Genomic DNA, 20,829 nt, shown 5'->3' with positions numbered 1-20,829 from the left:
AGTCTGACAGACAGATGCGTACACGCCTTACTATAGTTCTGCTCATGCTCGGTATGGCTGAAATCTCAGCCCAAACCAGATACCACCACAATGTGGTGTGGGGCAGGCTGGCATTGACTGACACCATCAATAAAAACCTGAGGGCAGAAATACTCTTACAACACAGACGACAAAACATAGAACAAAACGATTTGAATGCCTTTGCAGCCGACCAGTTTACCAGTTACTGGGCATGGTTGCATTACACGCTTACTACTACTACCAGAATCTCGTTTTCACCCATCGGTTATTTCGAAAGCTGGGTGCTGATTGCCCAGCCATCTGACGTCGACAAAGACCCCATCAAAGAATGGCGCGTCTCGGCCCGAATAGAACAAGAAACCAAAACCAGATATTTCAGTGTCTTTAACCGCTACGGGCTCGAATACCGGCAGCGCGACTTACTCAATAACGGTGTATTTCAACCCAACTGGCGGGTGAGATACATGCTCCGGCTTGAAAAGCAGCTCAGGCCCGGTTTCTTAAAAAAGCCCATCACAGCCATTGTAAACGATGAGATATTCATTCAGTTCGGAAAAGCGGTGCGCGGAAACCCGAATATTTTTGACCAGAACCGGGTATACGCCGGGCTCAATTATGCGTTTACACCGTTTCTTCGGGGTAGCCTCGGATACGTATGGGGCATACAGGCACGCAATTCGGGCAAGGAAATTGACTATTACAACTATTTGTGGGCGATTCTTACTGTCGACAACATCACATCTATCTTCAGAAAAAAAGGCTGAGTTTTGCTCGAATTCTTGAATTAAACGCTATTATTGTAAACACCTTTTCAGTTCAACAGCAATGGCAATACCTTCTATTCCAACCAGTCTGGCTCCTTGGCTATCGGTAACCGACGGCTCCGCTGCCGTAGCTTTCTACAAAGCTGCCTTTAATGCCACCGAAACCTATCGGCTCGAAATGCCTGATGGCGGACTGGTATTAAAATTATCTGTTGAGGGTGCCGAATTCTGGATAAGCGGAGACCCCTCCCAAGCCGATGAATCCGGCTCGCTCCCCTTGGCTCAAAAAGCGGTACGGATTATTCTGACTGTTGTCGACCCCGACACAGTTTTCAACAAAGCCCTGGAAGCAGGCGCCACAGAGGTATATCCCGTCAGCATAGGCCACGGCTGGAAAATCGGCCGCCTGACCGACCCTTTTGGTCTGGACTGGGAGATTGGACATTTGGTGGATGAATAATCACCCTATTTGGTAGAGCCGCATTGCAATGCGGCTCCGTTGGCCTATTAATTCAATAAAATCATTTTGAGGAATCTACCTGACAAAACCATTTCGGAAATAACTCAATTCGCCGATAAGCCGTAATGCATTACGGCTCTACCTGATTCGATAAATTTTTCACTTCCACCACCAAAACCCCTTCCTCATTCTCCAACTGTGCAACCAATTCGCCATTTGCATTCCAATATCCACTGCGCCCTACGCTCTCAAAATTATCACAAAAGCCTACACAGTTTACCATCAGCACAGGCATTCCGTATTGCCGGGCAATAGCGGGGTAATGTTCATAGGCTTTATCAACCCCCTTTCGCGACTTCGCCACACTCGCCAGATATACTTTTGCGCCTAATTCGTTGGCATGCCGGGCATGATTAGCCTGTAATGATTCATAACAAATAGCCGGAGCCACACGCAAGCTATCGGGCCAGAGTATCAGTTGCTGGTTGCCCTCAACAAAATACGGTTGCTCATCAGCATGCAATTTTTGCTTAGCATAGATCTGCAATGGCGTATGTGGTTCAAAAACCAACATGCTGATGATAATGCCCTTATCTGTTCTTATAGGCATTCCCACACCTATGGTTAAGCCTTGCCCATTGCTCATTTGCTGAAAAACGGCCAAACGAATATCATCCGGAGTAGTCGCCAACGTATCTGCCAGTTCGGGTTCATAGCCAGTCAGCGACAGTTCCGAAAAAAACACAGCCTCTGCCCCCTTTACCAGTGCATCCTGAATCATCCGCAAATGATTTTCGATATTGGCTGACACATTACCTCTAACGGCTCGTATCTGCGCTAATGCGATTTTCATAATACCCCTAACCCCTAAAGGAGAATTTTTACAACATTCTTATTTTCCGTATTTGTTTCCCCCGTGTAGCGGTCGCTCCCTTTTTCAAGGAAGGGTGGCAATTTTCTTGACGCATTCAGAAAATTGACGGGGTGGTTTAATACTATCACACCCAATAGCCTATCATCATTCAATATAAGTATTTAACTTTGTTCTGTTTTCACGTTCGGCAAAATTTTAATCAGCAATAGAATTGTGGTTAACATTCAGTCAGGTGATAGAATACAATTCTAAGCCCTCTGCCAAATAGATTAAAATCATTTATGTGCACCAGCAGCGTCTCCCGTGGGCGAGAGCATGCGCAAAGCAAGGGGATTGCGCGTTGCGTTGTATTGAACAGCATTTCATAAAAAACAACTATTGGCATTTGTCATAAACAAAAGTGAGCGTTATGATATCAGTACCATAAGTAGTATCTTTCATCTCAGCCATTGCCTTGGTCGGGTAACCATTACTATCATACGTATAGCTATAGATACCTGAACCCATAAGAACGTTTCCTGTATAGCCAGAGTATGTCAGAATGTTATTAACACTCCAATTATTTGCAAAATAACTGAGGCCGTCACCAACTCCTACCAGACCATCTATTTTATGTGCTTCAGATATAAAAATAGACTTAAAAGCATTCTTATATTGATCGTATGTTAATTTTATGGATAGATTATCTTCTCCTCCTTTAACTTCCTCAGAAATTAAATTCTGGTTTTCATAGTACAAGAAAATCTCCTCTCCGGTTTCTAAATTTTTCACTTGACTGATAAACCCCGCATTATTAAGGATTATCTTATACTCGTCATGATACGAAACAGAACCACGCTGCACGGTTTTGCCAGTATATCCTATCAGTTTAGTGCCATCGTAGCTGTATTCATGAATAAACCAGCCGTCATATTCCGGGTCAAATAGGTGCTGCGTTTTTACTAACCTGCCCGCATTGTCATATTCATACGTCTTCGTTGCTCCCTCACTGTCTGACATCTGGCTTATCCTTCCATTGGCATCATACTTGAAATCTATTTCTCTGGATGACTTACGCCCCGAACTGTGCACAGTAGATACGAATAGTTTTGACAATCTACAACCTGCCACTTGCCCAACTGGCGAAGTAGCACTTGTAAACACAAATGCATCACTATAAGTGGTGGCACTTTGCGTTGTTACGTATGCCCGCACGGTATACGTCGAAGCCGCGTCCAGATTCTTTAAGTCGCTTGAAAAACTAACAGGTGCATTCCCGGTCAATTGCCCCAATTCGGTCTTGCCTGTATTACTCGACAATGACGGCGTTTGATTTCCTTTAATCCAGACATGTCCGTGCTGAATAATCGGCTCGCTACCCAGCTTATCTATTGTCGATTTTGCCTTCGCCGAAACGCTTGTTATATCGCTCGTAGCATTTGCTCCTGTAATGGTAGCAAAAACGGGCAGTGTCGCTGCAACACTCACTTCAAATTCAGTCGCACTCGAAACCGTTTTGTTATTAACCATTACGCTTATCTTCCCACGCTGTGCTCCCTGAGGCACTCTGGTAACCAATCTTGTTTGAGAAGCGCTGTCAATCACAGCAGTCGTATTGCCAAACTTAATGGTGTTTTCGGTGATATTCTTACTAAAGCCGGTACCCATTATCACAACCTTTGCACCGACCACGGCTTGCATGGGCGTAATGCTTGTAATAGTCAGCGGTTCATCTATCGGCTTATTGCCATCTGGTGCTGGATCGGATTTGCCACATGACGACAGCATAATCAAACTAACCATTACCATGTTTTGTATATATTTCTTCATAAAGATTGCTTTTATGTTATTTATTGAGACAATTAGGACTAAACATTCAGCGGGGCATCTTTTGAGGGAATAAATCCTCCACACCGGTAGAGCCGACAATAAAATGCTTATTAATCCTCTTTCTCAAAAATAGCAATAAGCTCTGATTCAAACTTGTTGCACTTTCCGAATCCGGGTATTTGCTTTCTAAATTTTCGCAATTTCTTTCCGAAATTTTTCCATTCTTTTTGAACCCGTAATCCTTGAAACCTTACATTCTCTATCTTCGGTTTGGCTTAATTAAGCATCCAGCCTAACGGTAAAACTACCTTTCTCCTCATTAATTTCATTTTTTGCTCCGATAGTCCATCATCTTTACTCACAAGTATTTATCTTTGTATTCTGTAGATATCACCCTGATTTTCATCAATCAAACCACCACTTATGACATTGCTTAAACGTTTACTATTCTTACAATTATTAACCATTACCACCGCCTTCGCCCACCTCGGAACCATTGTGGGTAAGATAACCGACGCCCGAACCAAACAGCCGGTTCGTGGTGCCAATATCGTTTTAACTGGCCTCAGCCGGGGAGCTATCACCGACGAATCAGGCTATTTTCAGATAAACAATCTCTCCCCTGCTCCATACACGGTCGAGGTCTCTTTTATGGGCTACATAGGCCAGACCCGTGCAGTAGAAGTAAAAGCCGACGAAGCCTCAGTAGTCAATTTCATACTGGCCGATACCGAAGTATCGCTGGACGAAATACAGGTTTCCGCCGCCAACCCTCAGCATCAGCAGGTCATTTCCGGTCTTGATATCAAGCTCCGCAACATCAATAATTCGCAGGAAGTGCTTCGCGTTATTCCTGGGGTTGTCATTGGGCAGCATGCGGGAGGCGGTAAAGCCGAACAGATTTTCCTGCGTGGCTTCGACATCGACCACGGTACTGATATCCGCCTGACGGTCGACGGCATGCCGATCAACATGGTTTCTCATGCTCACGGTCAGGGCTATGCCGATGCCCACTTCATTATTCCCGAATTGATTGACGGCGTAGATTTCAAGAAAGGTTTATACGATGCCGATAAGGGCAATTTCAGCACGGCAGGCTGGGCTAATTTCCGTACCAAAACGGTGCTGGATCAGAATTTTGTAAAGGCCGAGGCGGGTCAATTCAATACCTATCGACTGGTGGGTGGTGCCAATGTGCTGAAAAAAAACGACCAGAACGCCTACCTGGCTGGAGAGTACAATTATTCTGATGCCTATTTCGATGCCCCTCAGCATTTCAAACGCCTCAACCTGCTAGGCAAATACCATGGTCACTTAAGCGCTAATACCAACCTCAGCCTGACGGCCACTACTTTCTGGAGCAAATGGTTGGCATCAGGACAAATACCTGACAGAGCAGTGGCTAACGGACAAATCGGCTTTTTCGGTGCAATTGACCCTAACGAGGGTGGACAAACGAACCGAACTAACCTGAATGCAGAACTGGTAACGCTTACGAAGCACAATCATGTTTGGAAGAACCAGTTTTTCTATGCCAACTATAATTTCGAGTTATACTCAAACTTTACTTTCTTTCTGGAAGACCCCATCAACGGCGATCAGATCAAGCAAGAAGAATCCCGTAACCTGTGGGGATACAACAGCAATTATTCCATTGCCCATGGCATAGGTCAGAAACAGTCGACATTCAATATCGGGCTGAATTACCGCCACGATATGACTAATAATTCGGAGTTGTCGCACACCAGAAACCGAACCGAAATGATTGAAACCTTCAAACTGGGTAACATCAATGAGGCCAACATAGGCATTTATGCCGACGAGAGCATTCAACTCAGCAACCGCCTGTCTGCAACGGTGGGCATCCGTTTCGACTATTTCCATAATCAGTACCTCGACCACCTGCATAACTATACCACCGGCAAGGCCAGTGCATCAATCGTATCACCAAAGCTGAATTTCTATTATACTCAAAACAAAAACCTGCAGTTTTATCTGAATCTGGGCAAAGGATTCCACTCGAACGATACCCGCGTAGTAGTCGCTAAAAACGGTCTTGACATACTTCCTCCGGCTTACGGAACCGATTTGGGCACAACCTGGAAGCCCTTCCCTAAGCTGCTCATCAATGCCGCCTACTGGTACCTGTGGATGCAGCAGGAATTTGTATATGTGGGTGATGCCGGTGTGGTTGAACCCTCGGGACAATCAGTCAGAACCGGATTTGATGTATCGGTGCGTTACCAGTTGACCAGAAACCTATTCGCCGACTTCGATGCCAACTGGGCCAAGCCTCGTGCGGTAGGCGAAGCCGAAGGACAAAACTTCCTGCCATTGGCCGTGAAATTCACGAGCATCGGCGGCTTGACCCTGAAAAACAAAAGCGGATTCAGCGGTAGCCTGCGCTACCGTTATGTAGGCGACCGCCCCGCCAATGAAGATGGCAGCATTGCCGCCAAAGGCTATTTCGTTACCGATGCCCTTGCCAGCTACACCAAAGGCAAATATACACTGGGCGTAACGATTCAGAACCTGTTCAATACCCGTTGGAAAGAAACCCAGTTTGCCACCGAAAGCCGCCTGCAAAACGAAACCGAACCGGTAGAAGAAATCCACTTCACCCCCGGCACACCATTCAATGCCCGGGCCTTTTTGCAGGTTAGTTTTTAATGAAAAAATTGTGAAATATTACCGCAATAGAATTGTGTAAACATCGTGCACATAGTGAGTGTAGTGGCTAATAGCTAATTGCCACAAAGTACACAAAGCTGCACGATGTTTCACCATTGCTTAAACTGCAAATAATCTGTAACCTTTCCCCTAACCCGCAGTTTCCACATGAAAATCATAGACATTTTCATGAAAAAGCTCATTACCCTGTTAGTACTGATAAGTCACCTGGCTTACGCCCAATCGAAAGAGAAACAAACAGAAGCATTCCTGCTCAGGCAGATGAAAGACCTGAAAATACCCGGCCTGCAGGCAGCCGTGGTACAAAATGGCAAAGTAGTGTTCAACAAATCTTACGGAATAGCCAATTTGCAGGATAACATTCCGGTCGATAACCAGAGCATTTTTGCCATCAATTCATGTACCAAGGTGTTTACGGGTGTAGCCATCATGCAACTGGTAGAAGAGGGGAAACTCAACCTTTCAGCACCTATTTCAACCTATATCGACAGCCTGCCTACGCTCTGGCAACCTATTACCATTAAGCAATTGCTCACACATATTTCCGGCTTGCCCGATATTGTTCGCCTACAAGACCCCGCCGGTAGTGCCAATGAACCCGCCAACTGGAAAAAAATACAGACCATGCCAATGGATTTTCCGACCGGCGACCAATATAGTTACAACCAGACCAACTATTTTCTGCTGGCCAAAGTAATCGACAAACTGCGCGGTAAACCCTTTACACAGGTGTTTCAGGAATTGCAATTTGATAAAGTGGGTATGCCGCATACCGTTTTTGGCGACTCCCGGGATGTGATTCCACATTTTGCACCTACTTACACTTTCAAAAAAGCAATGGACGGGTATCCGTTGGCAGAACCTAGGCTGACTAATAATTATGCGGAATTCGCACCTTATCATAGAACAGCCTCCGGTTTAAACACAACCGCCGGAGAAATGGCACAATGGGTTATAGCCTTGCAACAAGGCAAATTATTAAAAACCAAAGAGGCCTTGAAAACGCTGTGGTCGCCAGGGACATACAATAACGGTAATCCCACACATTCAGCTTTGGGTTGGGGTTTAACCAAATTCAGAGCCAAACATTGGGCCATAGGTATGTCGGGCGGTGGTCGCTCGGCGTTTCTGGTATACCCAGACGACAACCTGGCTGTCATCGTACTGACTAATCTCGGTGGTTCGTCGCCCGAAAACTTTCTGGAAGAACTGGCCGGCATCTATAACCCTGATATTCCGGCGGCTGACCCAATCACCCTGCTCAGAGTAGAGCTCAACAAACGTGGTTTCGCCAAAGCCCCGGAGGTAGTGGCAGAAGCACGCAAAAAAGACCCCACATTCAAGCCTGACGAAAACGAATTGAACGACTGGGCTTACAGAGTTATGAGCACAGACCGCAACCACGATGCCCTGGCACTCTTCCGCCTGAACGTAAGCCTGTATCCCGAAAGCTGGAATGTGTATGACAGCCTGGGAGAAGTACTGCTGAAACTCGGCCAAAAAGAAGAGGCCATTCAGATGTACCGGAAATCAGTAGAACTTAATCCGAACAACAATGGCGGCAAAAAAATACTGGAACGGCTGGGGAAATAAAATTCAAGCTATTTTTTTTCATTTGAGGCTGTCTCAAAAAGATTCTAAACCAAATAATTTTTGGCAAAAACCCCATCCCAACCCTTCCCCAACAGTGGGGAAGGACTTAAAGTCTCTCTCCCCACTGTTGGGGAGAGAGATTTAGAGAGTGGGGTTCTTTTGGCACCAAATAATATTTTGCATCTTTTCTTTTTGAGACAGCCTAATTAAACCCTTCTCACCCTCACAAAAAATTTCCAACCGATAAATCATGAAAATGCATTTTTTTTCACCTTTCTGCATGGTTTTTATTAAATTTGATTAGAGTTCTCCGCACTTTCATTCAAATTTTATAACACAATGAAAAAACTGGCTATTTTATCAGTATTTGTTTTGAGCATGAGCTGTTCCAAAGAATCGGTTGATAGCGATAAAAATACACTGGGTATTCAGGGTAAAAAAATGGTTGCACTTACAGCCAACGATAAGCCGAACCTGAAACTGGAATACAACAAAGACCTGTTGGTGAAAGAAAACTCTTTCATTATCTGTGAAACCAACCCGACCGACGAATACACTTACGAATACCGCAACGGACGAATCCATAAGTTGTTAACCACTATGCGCAGCATGTATTCGAGCACTATGTCGTTATGTAATCCGGCTGCGGGTATCAAATCGGAAGAAACTTTTGAATACAACACCCAAGGGCAGTTGGCAAAGGTTGTCAGAACCAATTCTACCACAGAGTTTACCTACAATGCCAAAGGACAGGTGGAGAAACAATCTATTAACAGCATTTTTGATAGCCGCACGAATTCAGTAGTTACTACTTTTGAATACGATGACCGGGGAAATCTGATAAAAGAAACCAACGCCGGCGGTGAAGTAACTTATTATACTTTTGACGACAAAATCAATCCGTATTATCGGGCAAATCAGCGCCCGCAATGGATAAGCGCTTTCAACAAAAGCCCCAACAATGTAATCAAAGCCACGGGAAGAGTTAATTTTGAGCGTACTTTCAAATATGACAAAGAAGGTTACCCTACCGAAGTGCATGAAGACAACGGCATTACTTATAAATATGAGTACAAGTTGTAAGTCTATCGCTTGAATTCTATGAAATACCCACCGGAAAATCCAAATCCGGTGGGTATTTTTTGGTAATTATCTGCTTGCATATAATGGCGTATTTTCCAATATTTACTGCATCAAACAACCGGACCTATGCCGAAACATCTGCTAACCTTATTCCTGCTTGCGTTTACTTTCGCAGCCTACGCCCAAAAACCCAAATACAACAAGTCTCTGGCCGACTCCCTCGGTGCCGACGACTACGGTATGAAAATGTATACGCTCGTGATACTGAAAACCGGAAGCAACACTACTGCCAATAAGACCACCACCGACAGCCTGTTTCGCGGACACATGCAGAACATGGATCGCATGGTTTCTATCGGTAAACTGGTTATCGCCGGCCCTTTGGGTAAGAATGACAAGAATTACAGAGGAATATTCGTACTGAACACCGCATCGGTTGAAGAAGCAAAAACACTGCTCGACACCGACCCCGCCATCAAAGCCAAAGTACTGGAAGCCGAAATATACCCCTGGTATGGCTCTGCAGCCTTGCCGCTCTATTTAAAAGAACACGACAAAGTGCAGAAGAAAAGCTTCTGATATTTTAATTGGCGTTCATAGTTACTCTGCGGTGGTTCAAACCCCAAATCAGCATGCTGTCAATCACGTCTGATACCCTGCGGGCAGAGTCCGTCAATTCATATTCTACCAACACCGGGGTGGCATCATACACCACCCGTTTCACCATGCCGTTCAGCTCCAATTCTTTCAACTCTTTTGAAAGCATGCGGGGAGTTATCTTAGGTATATTCCGCTGAATCTCAGTAAACCGCTTAATACCAAACAGCAACGAGCCCAGTATAGGCAGTTTCCATTTGCCTGTCAATACATTCAGGGTGTCGTTCAGCGCCAGCACAAACTGCTCGGGGCAGGCTTTCACCTCGGCAAAGTCCATTATTTTAGTCGGTACCATATTTTTTTGATCTACTATACTTTAGTATAGCACTATACTAAAGTATATAACTATATTTTATATAGCAAATATAGATACTTTTGCATCAACAAGTTCATTTCAAAAAGAAAAAATTCAAGACCATGATTTTAGTAACAGGCGCAACCGGACCTTTCGGTGCTGCAACCATCGATTTTCTGTTAAAAAAGGGCACTCCTGCCAATGAAATAGCGGCGCTCGTAAGAGACGAAGCCAAAGCGGGCGACTTAAAAGCTAAAGGCGTCCATATCATAACCGGCGATTATGACAATTACACCTCTCTGGTAGAAGCCTTCAAAGGTATAGATAAACTGCTTTTTGTATCGGGCAACGACGTAGTAAACCGCGGGCTACAACATGAAAATGTAGTAAAGGCTGCCAAAGAAGCAGGTGTAGGGCATGTAGTTTATACCAGCTTTATCCGTAAAAACGAAACCGAAACTTCTCCGATAGCATTAGTAGCCAAATCACACCTTTCGACGGAAAAAGCATTGAAAGAGAACGGACTAACCTACACCATTCTCCGCAATAATATCTATGCTGATATGATTCCGGTATTTGTAGGACCAAACGTGACCGAGACCGGCGTATTTCTCCCTGCCGATGATAGCGCGGTAGCTTTCACACTACGCAGCGACATGGCCGAAGCAGCCGCCAACATTCTGACAGGCACAGGCCACGAAAACCAGGACTATCTGATTTCAAACACTGAAACCGTTACGTTCCATGATATCGCCCGTATCATCGGCGAGGCAGCCGGTAAAGAAGTGGCTTATGTAAGTCCCGAACCGGCAGTGTTTGAGCAAGTACTAAGTGGCGCAGGCCTTCCTGCTGAAGTGATAGCCGTAACAGTTGGCTTCGCCGAGGCATTCAAACAAGGAGAATTCGATTCTACCGAAACCGATTTAGAAACATTACTAGGCAGAAAACCCGGTTCTGTGAAGGATTTTTTGACAGAGGTTTATTCGGCGTAGAGACGGATTGCATCCGTCTCCAGGGGATGATATCACACTTTAAATGAATATCCTCCCCAATTGCTTATCATCTACTGAACAGACATGCTGAGAGCCACATGCAATGTGGCTCTACCAAATTCTATCGCAAATTCACACCCTTATTTCACAAACGTCTTATCCAGCCAGTTGACACACTCCTGCCAGCTCTCAGTCGGGAATTTAGCATGATACGTATCCTTCAATACCACAAATTCCTTTTGGTTTCCGGGTATCAGATCGTAAAATTCTTTGGCTTTTTCAACAGTAAACAACTCGTCTTTGTCGCCAATGCCGACCATAATCGGCAGATGTGTATCCTTGAATATTTTCAGTTCTTTAGGTGGCACCAGGGTCACAAACCGGAGCGTATACCTGTAATTGTACAGAGGGTCTTTAGAAACGGTCATGCCCTCACGGTAATACTCAACCGCCTGATGCGATGGCCGGAAAACCGAGCTGGCAATAATTCTGGCTTTCTGCAGCCACGAGGGTTGCACTACTTCGGCCTCCTTGCGTCTCTCATAAGCCCCCGAAAGCAATATCAACCCGGCTAGTTCGTCAGGAATAGCATTAGCCACCACAATGCTCGACACCACCCCAAGGCTATGCCCCATTACCACTACTTTACTGAAACCGAGACTCTTAATATATCGCACGGTTTCTGTCAAATCTGCAGTAAACCTATCTTTGCTTTTAGCATCTGCCCGGTTACCTCCCGACAGACCGTGCCCTCGATAATCCAGCCCAAAAGTGGTATAGCCACCGGCGGCTATCGTTTTCCCGGCCATGTCATACGCCCCGCTATAGGCCGTAATGCCATGAAAAATCAACACTGCCAGATCTTTTTTGGCAGCAACAACACTATCAGGATTCCATCGCCGGATGAACAGCGTTTCACCATCAGAAGTAGTAAGCACCTGATGGGCATCTGTGTAATTCTTTCTTAAACGGGCAGCCTCTTCAGGCGACACACCCACATGATGGGTTCTTGATTCGGCAGGGAAAAATGCCAGCGCCAGTCCGACAACGAGAATAAGGGCAATAAGTGCGAGAACAACGTACACGATTTTTCTGAGATTTATTTTCATAGAATTCCAAAGGCAGGGTTTATATACAAAAATAAATAAGATAAGTGCAATTTCAACAAAACAGAGTGGATTTTTTATTACTGCAATTGCCATTAAACTAATGGGAATATCATGTTTAAAATGCAAACAATAGGCAAATTATATCACGTGAATCTGTAGAGACCGGGCTATGCCCTGCCTTTACCATCCTATGCTCTTCACCCTCGACCCTTTGCTCTTTGCCCTCTGCTCCCCCGTTCGGCTAAATTTTCATCCACAATGGAATTGTTAGTCGGTGTGTAAAGCGTTCTTAGAACGCATAAAGAACAGGTGCAAGAATTAACATCCTCTTACTCAAATTTATGGTACTCTTCTGATAGAATTTCACATAAATCCATTGAGACCGGGCAATGCACGGTCCCTGCCACCTTATGTGCTCTTTGCTCTTGGCCCTCTGCTCTTTGCCCTTGACCCTTTGCTCTCTGCCCTATGCCCCAGACATAAATAAATTACCCGTGCATATTGTTGATTTCAGTTCCGATTTCTATATTTGAATATTAACCTATGCCCGATGAAAAATATTTTTAACACCTCTGCTGTTCTCTTATTTCTTGCCATTTCAATTACAATCTCCTGTAAAAAAGAAGACCAATCACTTCAACCAAATTCAGGAACCGGCACCGGAACAGGGACTGGTCCGGGTCCGGGTACTGGTACCGGCACTGGCACTGGCCCAGGTACCGGAGGTACTGGCACAGGGACGGGTACTGGTGCAGTCGGCATCACTTCTTCAATTACAATAACGGTTGCAACTGAACTCAATCGTATCGGGAAAACCTCGCAGGCTATTGCGGAGGTTAAAGACGGGGCAGGTAATGTGCTGACCGGAAAAACAATTCAATGGTCATTGACAGATCCTAATCCGATTTCAATCAGCAATACAGGATTGGTAACGGCACTTGCGGCGGGTACGAGTGAGATCCGGGCTTTTGTCGATAATGTGGTTGGAAAGGCAACCATCACAGTTGGCGCCAATCAAACTGCCGTTAGTAAAAGTCTTGGCTGCTTATGTGATGCGACAGATTACCCGGGCACAGGCAATGTGACTTTCACAGCGCCTATCATGAAAACCGAAGACCTTGAAATTATCTATCCTTTGGGATACATGTGGAAAGGTCACGTTACACCTATTGATCACCAATACTATTACCCTAAAAACTTACTCGCACCGATTCCCCCGCAATTTGCCGTCTATGCTCCCGGGGATGGTTACATAGTAAAAGTAGGGCACACCCAAACACAAATTGAAGCACACCTGGCACCCCGTGATAATTATGATATCATGATTCAGCACTCTTGTAACACCTACACTTATCTTTCTTTGATTACCGGTCTGCCTGACGATATGGCGGCGGCTTTTGGCAATATACCTGCCGGAACAAGTAAGAATATGTATATCAAGGTAACTGCGGGTCAACAGGTGGCAAAAGTTGGTGGGCAATCGCTCGATGTCAGTGTTTTTGACACGAATGCTCCGGAGAAAAAGTGGATCGTTCCTGAACATTATACCGAGCAAGGAAAGATTTTCGTGTCTGATCCTTTTTTCTTTTACAATGCAAGCGTAAAGGCCATGATGCTCGCTAAGAATCCGCGTACTGTAGAGCCTAGAGGTGGAGTAATCGGATACGACATTGACGGAAAACTGGCAGGCACCTGGTTTTTACAGAATACAAACGGCTATACCGGGGCATCAGGACAGGGAAATGACTACTGGCGCGGCCATCTGGTTTTTGCCTATCATACATTCGATCCTGATGCCGTTGAGATATCTATCGGAAGGTGGTATAAGCCCGGTGCCACTGATGATCAGGCAAGAGCCGGCTGGCAGTTTGCTGTTAAGGGAAATACGCCCGATCCGAAAAACATCACAACCTCAAGTGGTTTGGTGAAGTATGAACTGGCTGACCTCACTTATACTGTACCTGGTGGACAATGGGACAGGCAAACCTATCAGGGACCCATAAAAATAGGTGCTGCCAATATAGTTGAAGGTGTTTTGCTGGTTCAGATGATAGACAACAGAACAATTAAAGTCGAGGCATTTCCGGGAAAAACAGCTGCACAAGTAACTGCCTTTACAAGCAATGCGCAGATTTACGAGAGGTAGGTTTTGGTTCAATAGGTTTCGGGCGGGTCATAAAGTCCGGAAGTTTTCATTACTTTCCCTGTTCGGCTAAATGCTCATCCACATTTGCCGACAGTGAAGTGAATCATCAATAGTTAGAGACAGGGCAATGCCCTGCCTCTACCACCCTATGCTCTTTGCTCTTAACACCCCCTCTGCTCTTCGCCCTCGACCCTTTGCTCTCTGCCCTATGCCCCAGACATAAATAAATTACATGGGCATCTTGTTGATTTCAATTGTGATTTCTATATTTGATTATTAACCTATGACCGATGAAAAACACTTTTAATACGTCTGCTGCGCTCTTACTTCTCGCCATTACATTAACCATCTCCTGTAAAAAAACAGACCAGTCGCCTAAATCAAATTCAGGTACCGCTTCAATTACAATAAAGGTTGCCGCCGAACTCAACCGTATCGGAAAAACTTCACAGGCTGTTGCGGAGGTGAAAGACGGGGCAGGTAATGTGCTGACGGGAAAAACAATTCAATGGTCATTGACAGATCCTAATCCGATTTTAATCAGCAATACAGGATTGGTAACGGCACTTGCGGCGGGTACGAGTGAGATCCGGGCTTTTGTCGATAATGTGGTTGGAAAGGCAACCATCACAGTTGGCGCCAATCAAACTGCCGTTAGTAAAAGTCTTGGCTGCTTATGTGATGCGACAGATTACCCGGGCACAGGCAATGTGACTTTCACAGCGCCCATCATGAAAACCGAAGATCTTGAAATCATCTATCCTTTGGGATACATGTGGAAAGGTCACGTTACACCTATTGATCACCAATACTATTACCCTAAAAACTTACTGGCACCGAATCCTCCTGAATTTGGCGTATATGCTCCTGCTGACGGTTACATAGTAAAAGTAGGACATACCCAAACACAAATTGAAACGCACCTGGCACCCCGTGATAACTATGATATCATGATTCAGCACTCTTGCAACACCTATACTTATCTCTCTCTGATTACGAGTCTGCCTGATGATATGGCGGCGGCTTTCGGGAATATCCCCGCCGGAACAAGTAAGACTATGTATATTAAGGTAACTGCGGGTCAGCAGGTGGCAAAAGTTGGCGGGCAATCGCTCGATGTCGGTGTTTTTGACACGAATGCTCCGGAGAAAAAGTGGATCGTTCCTGAACATTATACCGAGCAAGGAAAGATTTTCGTGTCTGATCCTTTTGTCTATTACAATGCCAGCGTAAAGGCCATGATGCTTGCCAAAAACCCGCGTACTGCCGAGCCAAGAGGTGGTGTAATCGGGTACGACATTGACGGCAAACTGGCAGGCACCTGGTTTTTGCAGAACACCAATGGCTATAGCGGTGCATCAGGGCAGGGATATGACTACTGGCGTGGCCATCTGGTTTTTGCCTATCATACGTTCGATCCTGATGCTGTTGAGATATCCATCGGGAGATGGTATAAGCCCGGCGCCACTGATGATCAGGCAAGAGCCGGCTGGCAGTTTGCTGTTAAGGGAAATACGCCCGATCCGAAAAGCGTCACAACATCAAGTGGTTTGGTGAAGTATGAACTGGCTGACCTCACCTATACTGTGCCTGGTGGACAATGGGACAGGCAAACCTATCAGGGACCCATAAAAATAGGTGCTGCCAATACGGTTGAAGGTGTTTTGCTGGTTCAGATGATAGACAACAGAACCATTAAAGTCGAGGCATTTCCGGGAAAAACGGCTCCACAAGTAACTGCATTTACAAGCAATGCACAGATTTACGAGAGATAGGTTTTGGTTGATTCAGAACGTCATTTCATCCTAATATTGCCCAAGCAGAGTCTCCTATGTTTGAAAGCCTCAGCCAGGTAAAAGGACATTGCAATGGTATTCATGGTTTGTAAATCTATTTCAGGATTATATAATATAAGCATCGGCTAACTCCTTTTTGTATATTTGTTTTTTACATGAAAGTTTATGACAAAAAATAAGAGAATAGAAGTTCAGGGCATTGACATTGTTTTGTATGAGGATCATAAAGAAGATTTCATATCACTGACCGATATTGCGAGGTATAGAGATGCAGAGCGTAGTGATTACATTCTTCAGAACTGGATGAGAAACAGAAGTACCATTGAGTTTATAGGCTTATGGGAAACTTTTAATAATCCTCATTTTAATTCCATCGAATTCGATGGAATTAAAAATATGGCAGGCGCTAACAGTTTTTCACTTACGCCCAAACGTTGGATTGAAGAAACCAATGCTATTGGGATCGTTTCAAAAACAGGTAGATACGGAGGTACCTTTGCTCACAAGGATATAGCGTTTGAATTTGCCTCCTGGTTAAGTGCTGAGTTTAAGTTCTATCTCATCAAGGAATTTCAACGCTTGAAAGAGGAAGAAAACCACCGTCTGAAATTAGAATGGAACCTGCAACGCACATTAGCTAAAGTAAATTATCACATTCATACCGATGCCATCAAGGAAAACCTGATACCCAAAGAAATTACTAAACAACAAACCGGTTTCGTGTATGCCGACGAAGCTGATTTATTGAATATGGCTCTTTTCGGAATTACTGCCAAAGAATGGCGGACAAGCAACACAAACAAAGATGGAAACATAAGAGATTATGCAACATTGGAACAACTAGTTGTGCTAAGTAATATGGAAAGTATTAATGCTTTGCTCATTCGACAAGGGCTTTCTCAAAGCGAAAGGCTTATCCAGCTCAATAAAGTTGCTATAACCCAAATGAAATCTTTGCTTGAAAACAAGGCAATAAAGAAATTGAAATAAAATTAATGGAAAATGAGATATCAGCAATTATAATAATCCCCCTATCCTACTATATATAATCTGCAATAGAATTGTTAACCTGTACATCAGGGTCTGTTCGGCTAAATGTTTATTTAGCCGTTGTTCAAAGCGTTTTTAGAACGCATAAAGAATGGTTTGCAAGAATTGATAGTCTCTTGGCTATTTCGAACCTTCCATTAAACCGACAGGAATATTAACCGTATTAAATATTGCCGAGACAGGGCAATGCCCTGCCTCTACATCCAGGTTGCTTTGCCCCATGCCCTCTGCCCTATTCCCACTCCCAATCCAACTTTAATCACATTTTAATAAGAACTCACAAAACCATCACACTAAAAACACAAACCACTAATAACAAATTACTTACTTCATTAAAATTCTTTAATACGCCTCTATTTCGTTTCTAATTATTCCACAAAAAAATCTAACTAATCTTTCCATAATCCTATTCGAACACACCATTGTTCAAACGTTATTTGTTTAAACGAATATCATCTCTACATTTGCTTCGATTTCGAACAGGACATGGAAAAAAAGTATAAAAATCAATACCACGAGCTGATAGCCAATCTGCATATCACAGATGGCTACATCTTCAATCATTTCGACCAGAAGCTCGCCCCTTTTCAGCTTTCGGTTCAGCAATATAGTGTGTTGCGCCAACTGCAGGAGGCCTACCCCAATAGCCTGAACGCCGGAGAACTGAAAAGTAAAATGCACGAATCTAATCCCGATATGACCCGCCTCACCGACAGGCTGATAAAAAAGAACCTGATTGTGCGCGAAACAGACCCCGTCAACCGCCGGAAGGTAATGCTACGGCTCACGGAAGAATCGAACGAGTTTGTGAAGCAAGTGGGATTGGAATTTCAGAATTTCGAGTCAATCGTCAATCACTTGTCCGACGAAGAAGTAAAAACACTGAATACACTTTTGTTAAAAATCAGAACCAGATAAAATGAAAAAGTACATCACAGCTATTGGAATAAGCTGCCTGAGCATCGGCTCTGCCCTCGCCCAGCCGGAGCCAATGCCCTTGAGTCAGGCCATAGAAATGGCCGTCAAAAACAACAAGGGATTGAAAGCCGCCGACTTGCGTGTGCAAACCGCCGAAGCCAAAGCTCAGGAAACAAAAGACCGCAACTTGCCGACAGCCGGCGCCAACTTAACGTATTCCCGCTTTAGTCTGATCACGCCATTTGCCTTTGGCGAGGGTGAAGACGGCAAACCATTGTTAGGCCTCCCGGCCGGAGGATTCAGCGCCACCATGGGAGGCGTATCTATCAAAAAAGAGATTTTCGCCGGTTTTGCCGAGAAAGCTGCCCAACAATCGGCCGACTTGCTGGTACAAGCCAGCAAACTGGATGCCCAACGCAACCGTCAGGATTTGGTATACACCGTTACCGAGTCTTACTATAACATCGTGAAGCTCATCCGCACCACAGACATCATCAACCGCAACATTGCACAGTTTGACGAACGCGAACGTGATGCCCGTAACCTCGAAAAAGAAGGAGTAATATTACCGAATGAAGTGCTGAAACTGCAATTACAGAAACACAATCTGGAGCTAAACCGCCTGCAGGTAGATAAAGCCCGCCAGACCGCCCTATTTAACTTCGGTTTGCTGATAGGTTATGAAAACAGCAGCGCTATAGCGGTAGATACTACGTTGAGCAACGGTGCAGTAACACTTGAATCGCTGAGCGATTTTCAGAACAACGCCATCCAGCGGCGCCCTGAGCTGCAAGCCAACGCTTTACGACAACAATCAGCCGATGCTCAGCTACGACTGGTGAAAAGCAATAAATACCCACATCTGGGGCTGTCGGCAGGATATAATTATGTCAATCCGTCGGCGAGCATCATCCCCGAGGCCAATACGTTCATCAATGCCTGGAACGTCGGCCTGGGTATCACCTACAATATCGGGGCACTTTATAACCTCAAAGGGCGCATCAACAGTGCTAAAGCAGCCATCAACGAAAGCATAATGCAGGGCCAGCAGCAAACCGACCAGATTCGCAGTGAGGTAGTAGCCGCCTATCACAATTACGAACTGGCATTAGAACAGCAAAAGGTAATCAACACTGCATTGGCACAGGCACAGGAAAACTATCGGCTGACCGAATCGCGTTTCCGCAATGGTCTGGTTGGTTCCACCGAGTTGCTCGATGCCGATAGCTTTTTGTTGCAGGCACGTTTAAACCTGATTAACTCAAAAGTAGATGCCCGGCTGGCCTATCAGAAATTACTAAAAGCCACGGCAGGGAATTAACCCTATAAAAAATAAAAACAAACGCAAAACCGACCGCCAACCCCGAAAACAAACGCAAAAAAGCCCCTCTCCTCCGGGAGAGGGGTTGGGGTGAGGGCAAATCATTTCAAAACACATTATTTCATAATAGAATCATGAATAACAAAATCATTTTCAGAGTAGTGGGGGGCATCGTACTGATTGCCGCACTGATATATGGGTATAAAGAGATCCAGTACCTGCAACGCTTCGAAACCACCGACGACGCCCAGATTGATGGAGACGTTGACCCGGTAACACCGAAAATAGGCGGATATGTAAAAGCCATTCGCTTCAAAGACAACCAGTTTGTAAAAGCAGGTGACACCCTTTTTGTAATTGACGATGCCGACTACCGCATTCGTGTAGCACAGGCAGAAGCAGCCTTGCAAACCGCCGAAGCCGGTGGTGGAGTGAGCCAGTTTAATGTAGGTGTTGCTTCGGCTACCATTCAGAGTTCACAGGCCAATGTACAAACAGCCCGTAATCAGGTAAGCACTGCACAAGCCAACGTAGCAGCCGCACAGATTCGCCTGCAAAAAGCTACCCGCGATTTCGACCGTTATAGTCGACTACTGGCCGAAAAAACCATTCCGCAACAGCAGTTTGATAACATTCAGGCAGAAAGAGACGCGGCACAGGCTGCCCTACAAGCCGCGCAGTCACAACTGGAAACTGCCCAGTTGCAGGTAAATGCCGCTACCAGCCAGACAGGCGTTACCAGCTCGCAACGCAAAGCCATTGCCAGCCAGATTGGCGTAGCACAGGCTACTGTTAAGCAACGTCAGGCAGAACTAGACTTAGCACGCTTGCAGTTATCATATACGGTTGTGATAGCGCCATCATCAGGTATTGTGTCGAAACGCGCAGTGCAGGTGGGTCAGTTAATTCAACCCGGCCAGGCGCTTTGTGCCATCGTGAACAACGATGATCTGTGGGTAACCGCCAATTTTAAAGAAACCCAATTGACCGAAATGCAGCTTGGCCAGCCGGTTGAGATAACGGTTGATGCTTACGGTGAAGAAAAACTGACAGGCAAAATAGAATCTTTTGCCGGAGCCACCGGTGCCAAGTTCTCTTTGATACCACCAGACAACGCCACCGGTAACTACGTAAAAGTAGTACAACGTGTACCCGTAAGAATTGAAATAGACAAGAAAAGTCCGGTTTTTGCCAAATTACGCCCGGGTCTGAGCGTAGCAGTAGCCGTTGACATCCAAAAGAAATAAGCT

17 protein-coding genes are annotated in these 20,829 nt (G+C 45.1%); 13 read left to right on the top strand and 4 right to left on the bottom strand.

The window, feature by feature from the left end; translation table 11 throughout:
• The first annotated feature begins 14 nt into the window (after positions 1–14).
• Positions 15–785 carry a DUF2490 domain-containing protein gene (locus AC1RRY_RS18160; protein ID WP_492821977.1) on the top strand — a complete coding sequence of 257 codons (771 nt, stop codon included), beginning with the start codon at positions 15–17 and terminating at the stop codon, positions 783–785.
• 61 nt (positions 786–846) lie between these two features.
• Positions 847–1,245 (top strand): VOC family protein, encoded by a 399-nt coding sequence (locus tag AC1RRY_RS18155; protein WP_492821979.1) that lies wholly within the window; start codon positions 847–849, stop codon positions 1,243–1,245.
• A 130-nt stretch (positions 1,246–1,375) separates the two neighbouring features.
• Here AC1RRY_RS18155 and AC1RRY_RS18150 read toward each other — a convergent pair whose 3' ends face one another.
• Both AC1RRY_RS18150 and AC1RRY_RS18145 read right to left on the bottom strand, forming a co-directional pair.
• The gene (locus AC1RRY_RS18150) at positions 1,376–2,098 is read right to left on the bottom strand and encodes a carbon-nitrogen hydrolase family protein (protein ID WP_492821981.1); all 723 of its coding nucleotides are present in this window, start codon (positions 2,096–2,098) and stop codon (positions 1,376–1,378) included.
• A gap of 396 nt (positions 2,099–2,494) precedes the next feature.
• Positions 2,495–3,928 (bottom strand): IPT/TIG domain-containing protein, encoded by a 1,434-nt coding sequence (locus tag AC1RRY_RS18145; RefSeq protein WP_492821983.1) that lies wholly within the window; start codon positions 3,926–3,928, stop codon positions 2,495–2,497.
• A 423-nt stretch (positions 3,929–4,351) separates the two neighbouring features.
• On the opposite strand from AC1RRY_RS18145, the gene AC1RRY_RS18140 reads away from it, so the two are divergent.
• The 4 genes from AC1RRY_RS18140 to AC1RRY_RS18125 all read left to right on the top strand — a co-directional run bounded on the left by AC1RRY_RS18140 (position 4,352) and on the right by AC1RRY_RS18125 (position 9,874).
• Entirely contained in the window at positions 4,352–6,598 is a 2,247-nt protein-coding gene (locus AC1RRY_RS18140) for a TonB-dependent receptor (protein ID WP_492821985.1), read from the top strand.
• A gap of 168 nt (positions 6,599–6,766) precedes the next feature.
• Positions 6,767–8,212, top strand: a complete 1,446-nt coding sequence (locus tag AC1RRY_RS18135) for a serine hydrolase (protein ID WP_492821987.1) — start codon at positions 6,767–6,769, stop codon at positions 8,210–8,212.
• A 339-nt stretch (positions 8,213–8,551) separates the two neighbouring features.
• On the top strand, positions 8,552–9,295 hold the full coding sequence (locus AC1RRY_RS18130; RefSeq protein WP_492821989.1) for a hypothetical protein: 744 nt from the start codon (positions 8,552–8,554) through the stop codon (positions 9,293–9,295).
• 126 nt (positions 9,296–9,421) lie between these two features.
• Positions 9,422–9,874, top strand: coding sequence for a YciI family protein (locus AC1RRY_RS18125; protein ID WP_492821991.1), 453 nt, complete (start codon positions 9,422–9,424; stop codon positions 9,872–9,874).
• A gap of 4 nt (positions 9,875–9,878) precedes the next feature.
• Here the strand turns inward: AC1RRY_RS18125 and AC1RRY_RS18120 are convergent, their stop codons facing one another.
• Complete coding sequence (locus AC1RRY_RS18120; RefSeq protein WP_492821993.1) at positions 9,879–10,247, bottom strand: winged helix-turn-helix transcriptional regulator; 369 nt, start codon at positions 10,245–10,247, stop codon at positions 9,879–9,881.
• 122 nt (positions 10,248–10,369) lie between these two features.
• Here AC1RRY_RS18120 and AC1RRY_RS18115 point away from each other — a divergent pair, with 122 nt between their 5' ends.
• Positions 10,370–11,239, top strand: a complete 870-nt coding sequence (locus AC1RRY_RS18115) for an SDR family oxidoreductase (protein ID WP_492821995.1) — start codon at positions 10,370–10,372, stop codon at positions 11,237–11,239.
• A 140-nt stretch (positions 11,240–11,379) separates the two neighbouring features.
• On the opposite strand, the gene AC1RRY_RS18110 is transcribed toward AC1RRY_RS18115, so the two are convergent.
• Positions 11,380–12,348, bottom strand: a complete 969-nt coding sequence (locus AC1RRY_RS18110) for an alpha/beta hydrolase (protein ID WP_492821997.1) — start codon at positions 12,346–12,348, stop codon at positions 11,380–11,382.
• Positions 12,349–12,898: 550 nt separating this feature from the next.
• Between AC1RRY_RS18110 and AC1RRY_RS18105 the strand changes: the two genes are divergently transcribed.
• From AC1RRY_RS18105 to AC1RRY_RS18080, 6 genes are all read left to right on the top strand, one after another.
• The gene (locus tag AC1RRY_RS18105; protein ID WP_492821999.1) at positions 12,899–14,494 is read left to right on the top strand and encodes an Ig-like domain-containing protein; all 1,596 of its coding nucleotides are present in this window, start codon (positions 12,899–12,901) and stop codon (positions 14,492–14,494) included.
• A gap of 290 nt (positions 14,495–14,784) precedes the next feature.
• Positions 14,785–16,269 (top strand): Ig-like domain-containing protein, encoded by a 1,485-nt coding sequence (locus tag AC1RRY_RS18100; RefSeq protein ID WP_492822001.1) that lies wholly within the window; start codon positions 14,785–14,787, stop codon positions 16,267–16,269.
• A 186-nt stretch (positions 16,270–16,455) separates the two neighbouring features.
• The gene (locus tag AC1RRY_RS18095) at positions 16,456–17,280 is read left to right on the top strand and encodes a KilA-N domain-containing protein (RefSeq protein WP_492822003.1); all 825 of its coding nucleotides are present in this window, start codon (positions 16,456–16,458) and stop codon (positions 17,278–17,280) included.
• A gap of 546 nt (positions 17,281–17,826) precedes the next feature.
• Positions 17,827–18,258 carry a MarR family winged helix-turn-helix transcriptional regulator gene (locus AC1RRY_RS18090; RefSeq protein ID WP_492822005.1) on the top strand — a complete coding sequence of 144 codons (432 nt, stop codon included), beginning with the start codon at positions 17,827–17,829 and terminating at the stop codon, positions 18,256–18,258.
• A gap of 1 nt (position 18,259) precedes the next feature.
• Positions 18,260–19,579, top strand: coding sequence for a TolC family protein (locus AC1RRY_RS18085; protein ID WP_492822007.1), 1,320 nt, complete (start codon positions 18,260–18,262; stop codon positions 19,577–19,579).
• Between the two features lie 134 nt (positions 19,580–19,713).
• Positions 19,714–20,826, top strand: coding sequence for an HlyD family secretion protein (locus AC1RRY_RS18080; RefSeq protein WP_492822009.1), 1,113 nt, complete (start codon positions 19,714–19,716; stop codon positions 20,824–20,826).
• The last annotated feature ends 3 nt before the right edge of the window (positions 20,827–20,829 follow it).

The organism is Emticicia sp. GW821-FHT11C11 (assembly GCF_058808615.1).
Note: the sequence above shows the minus strand (reverse complement) of the source record. Positions and strands in the feature narration are given on the sequence as shown.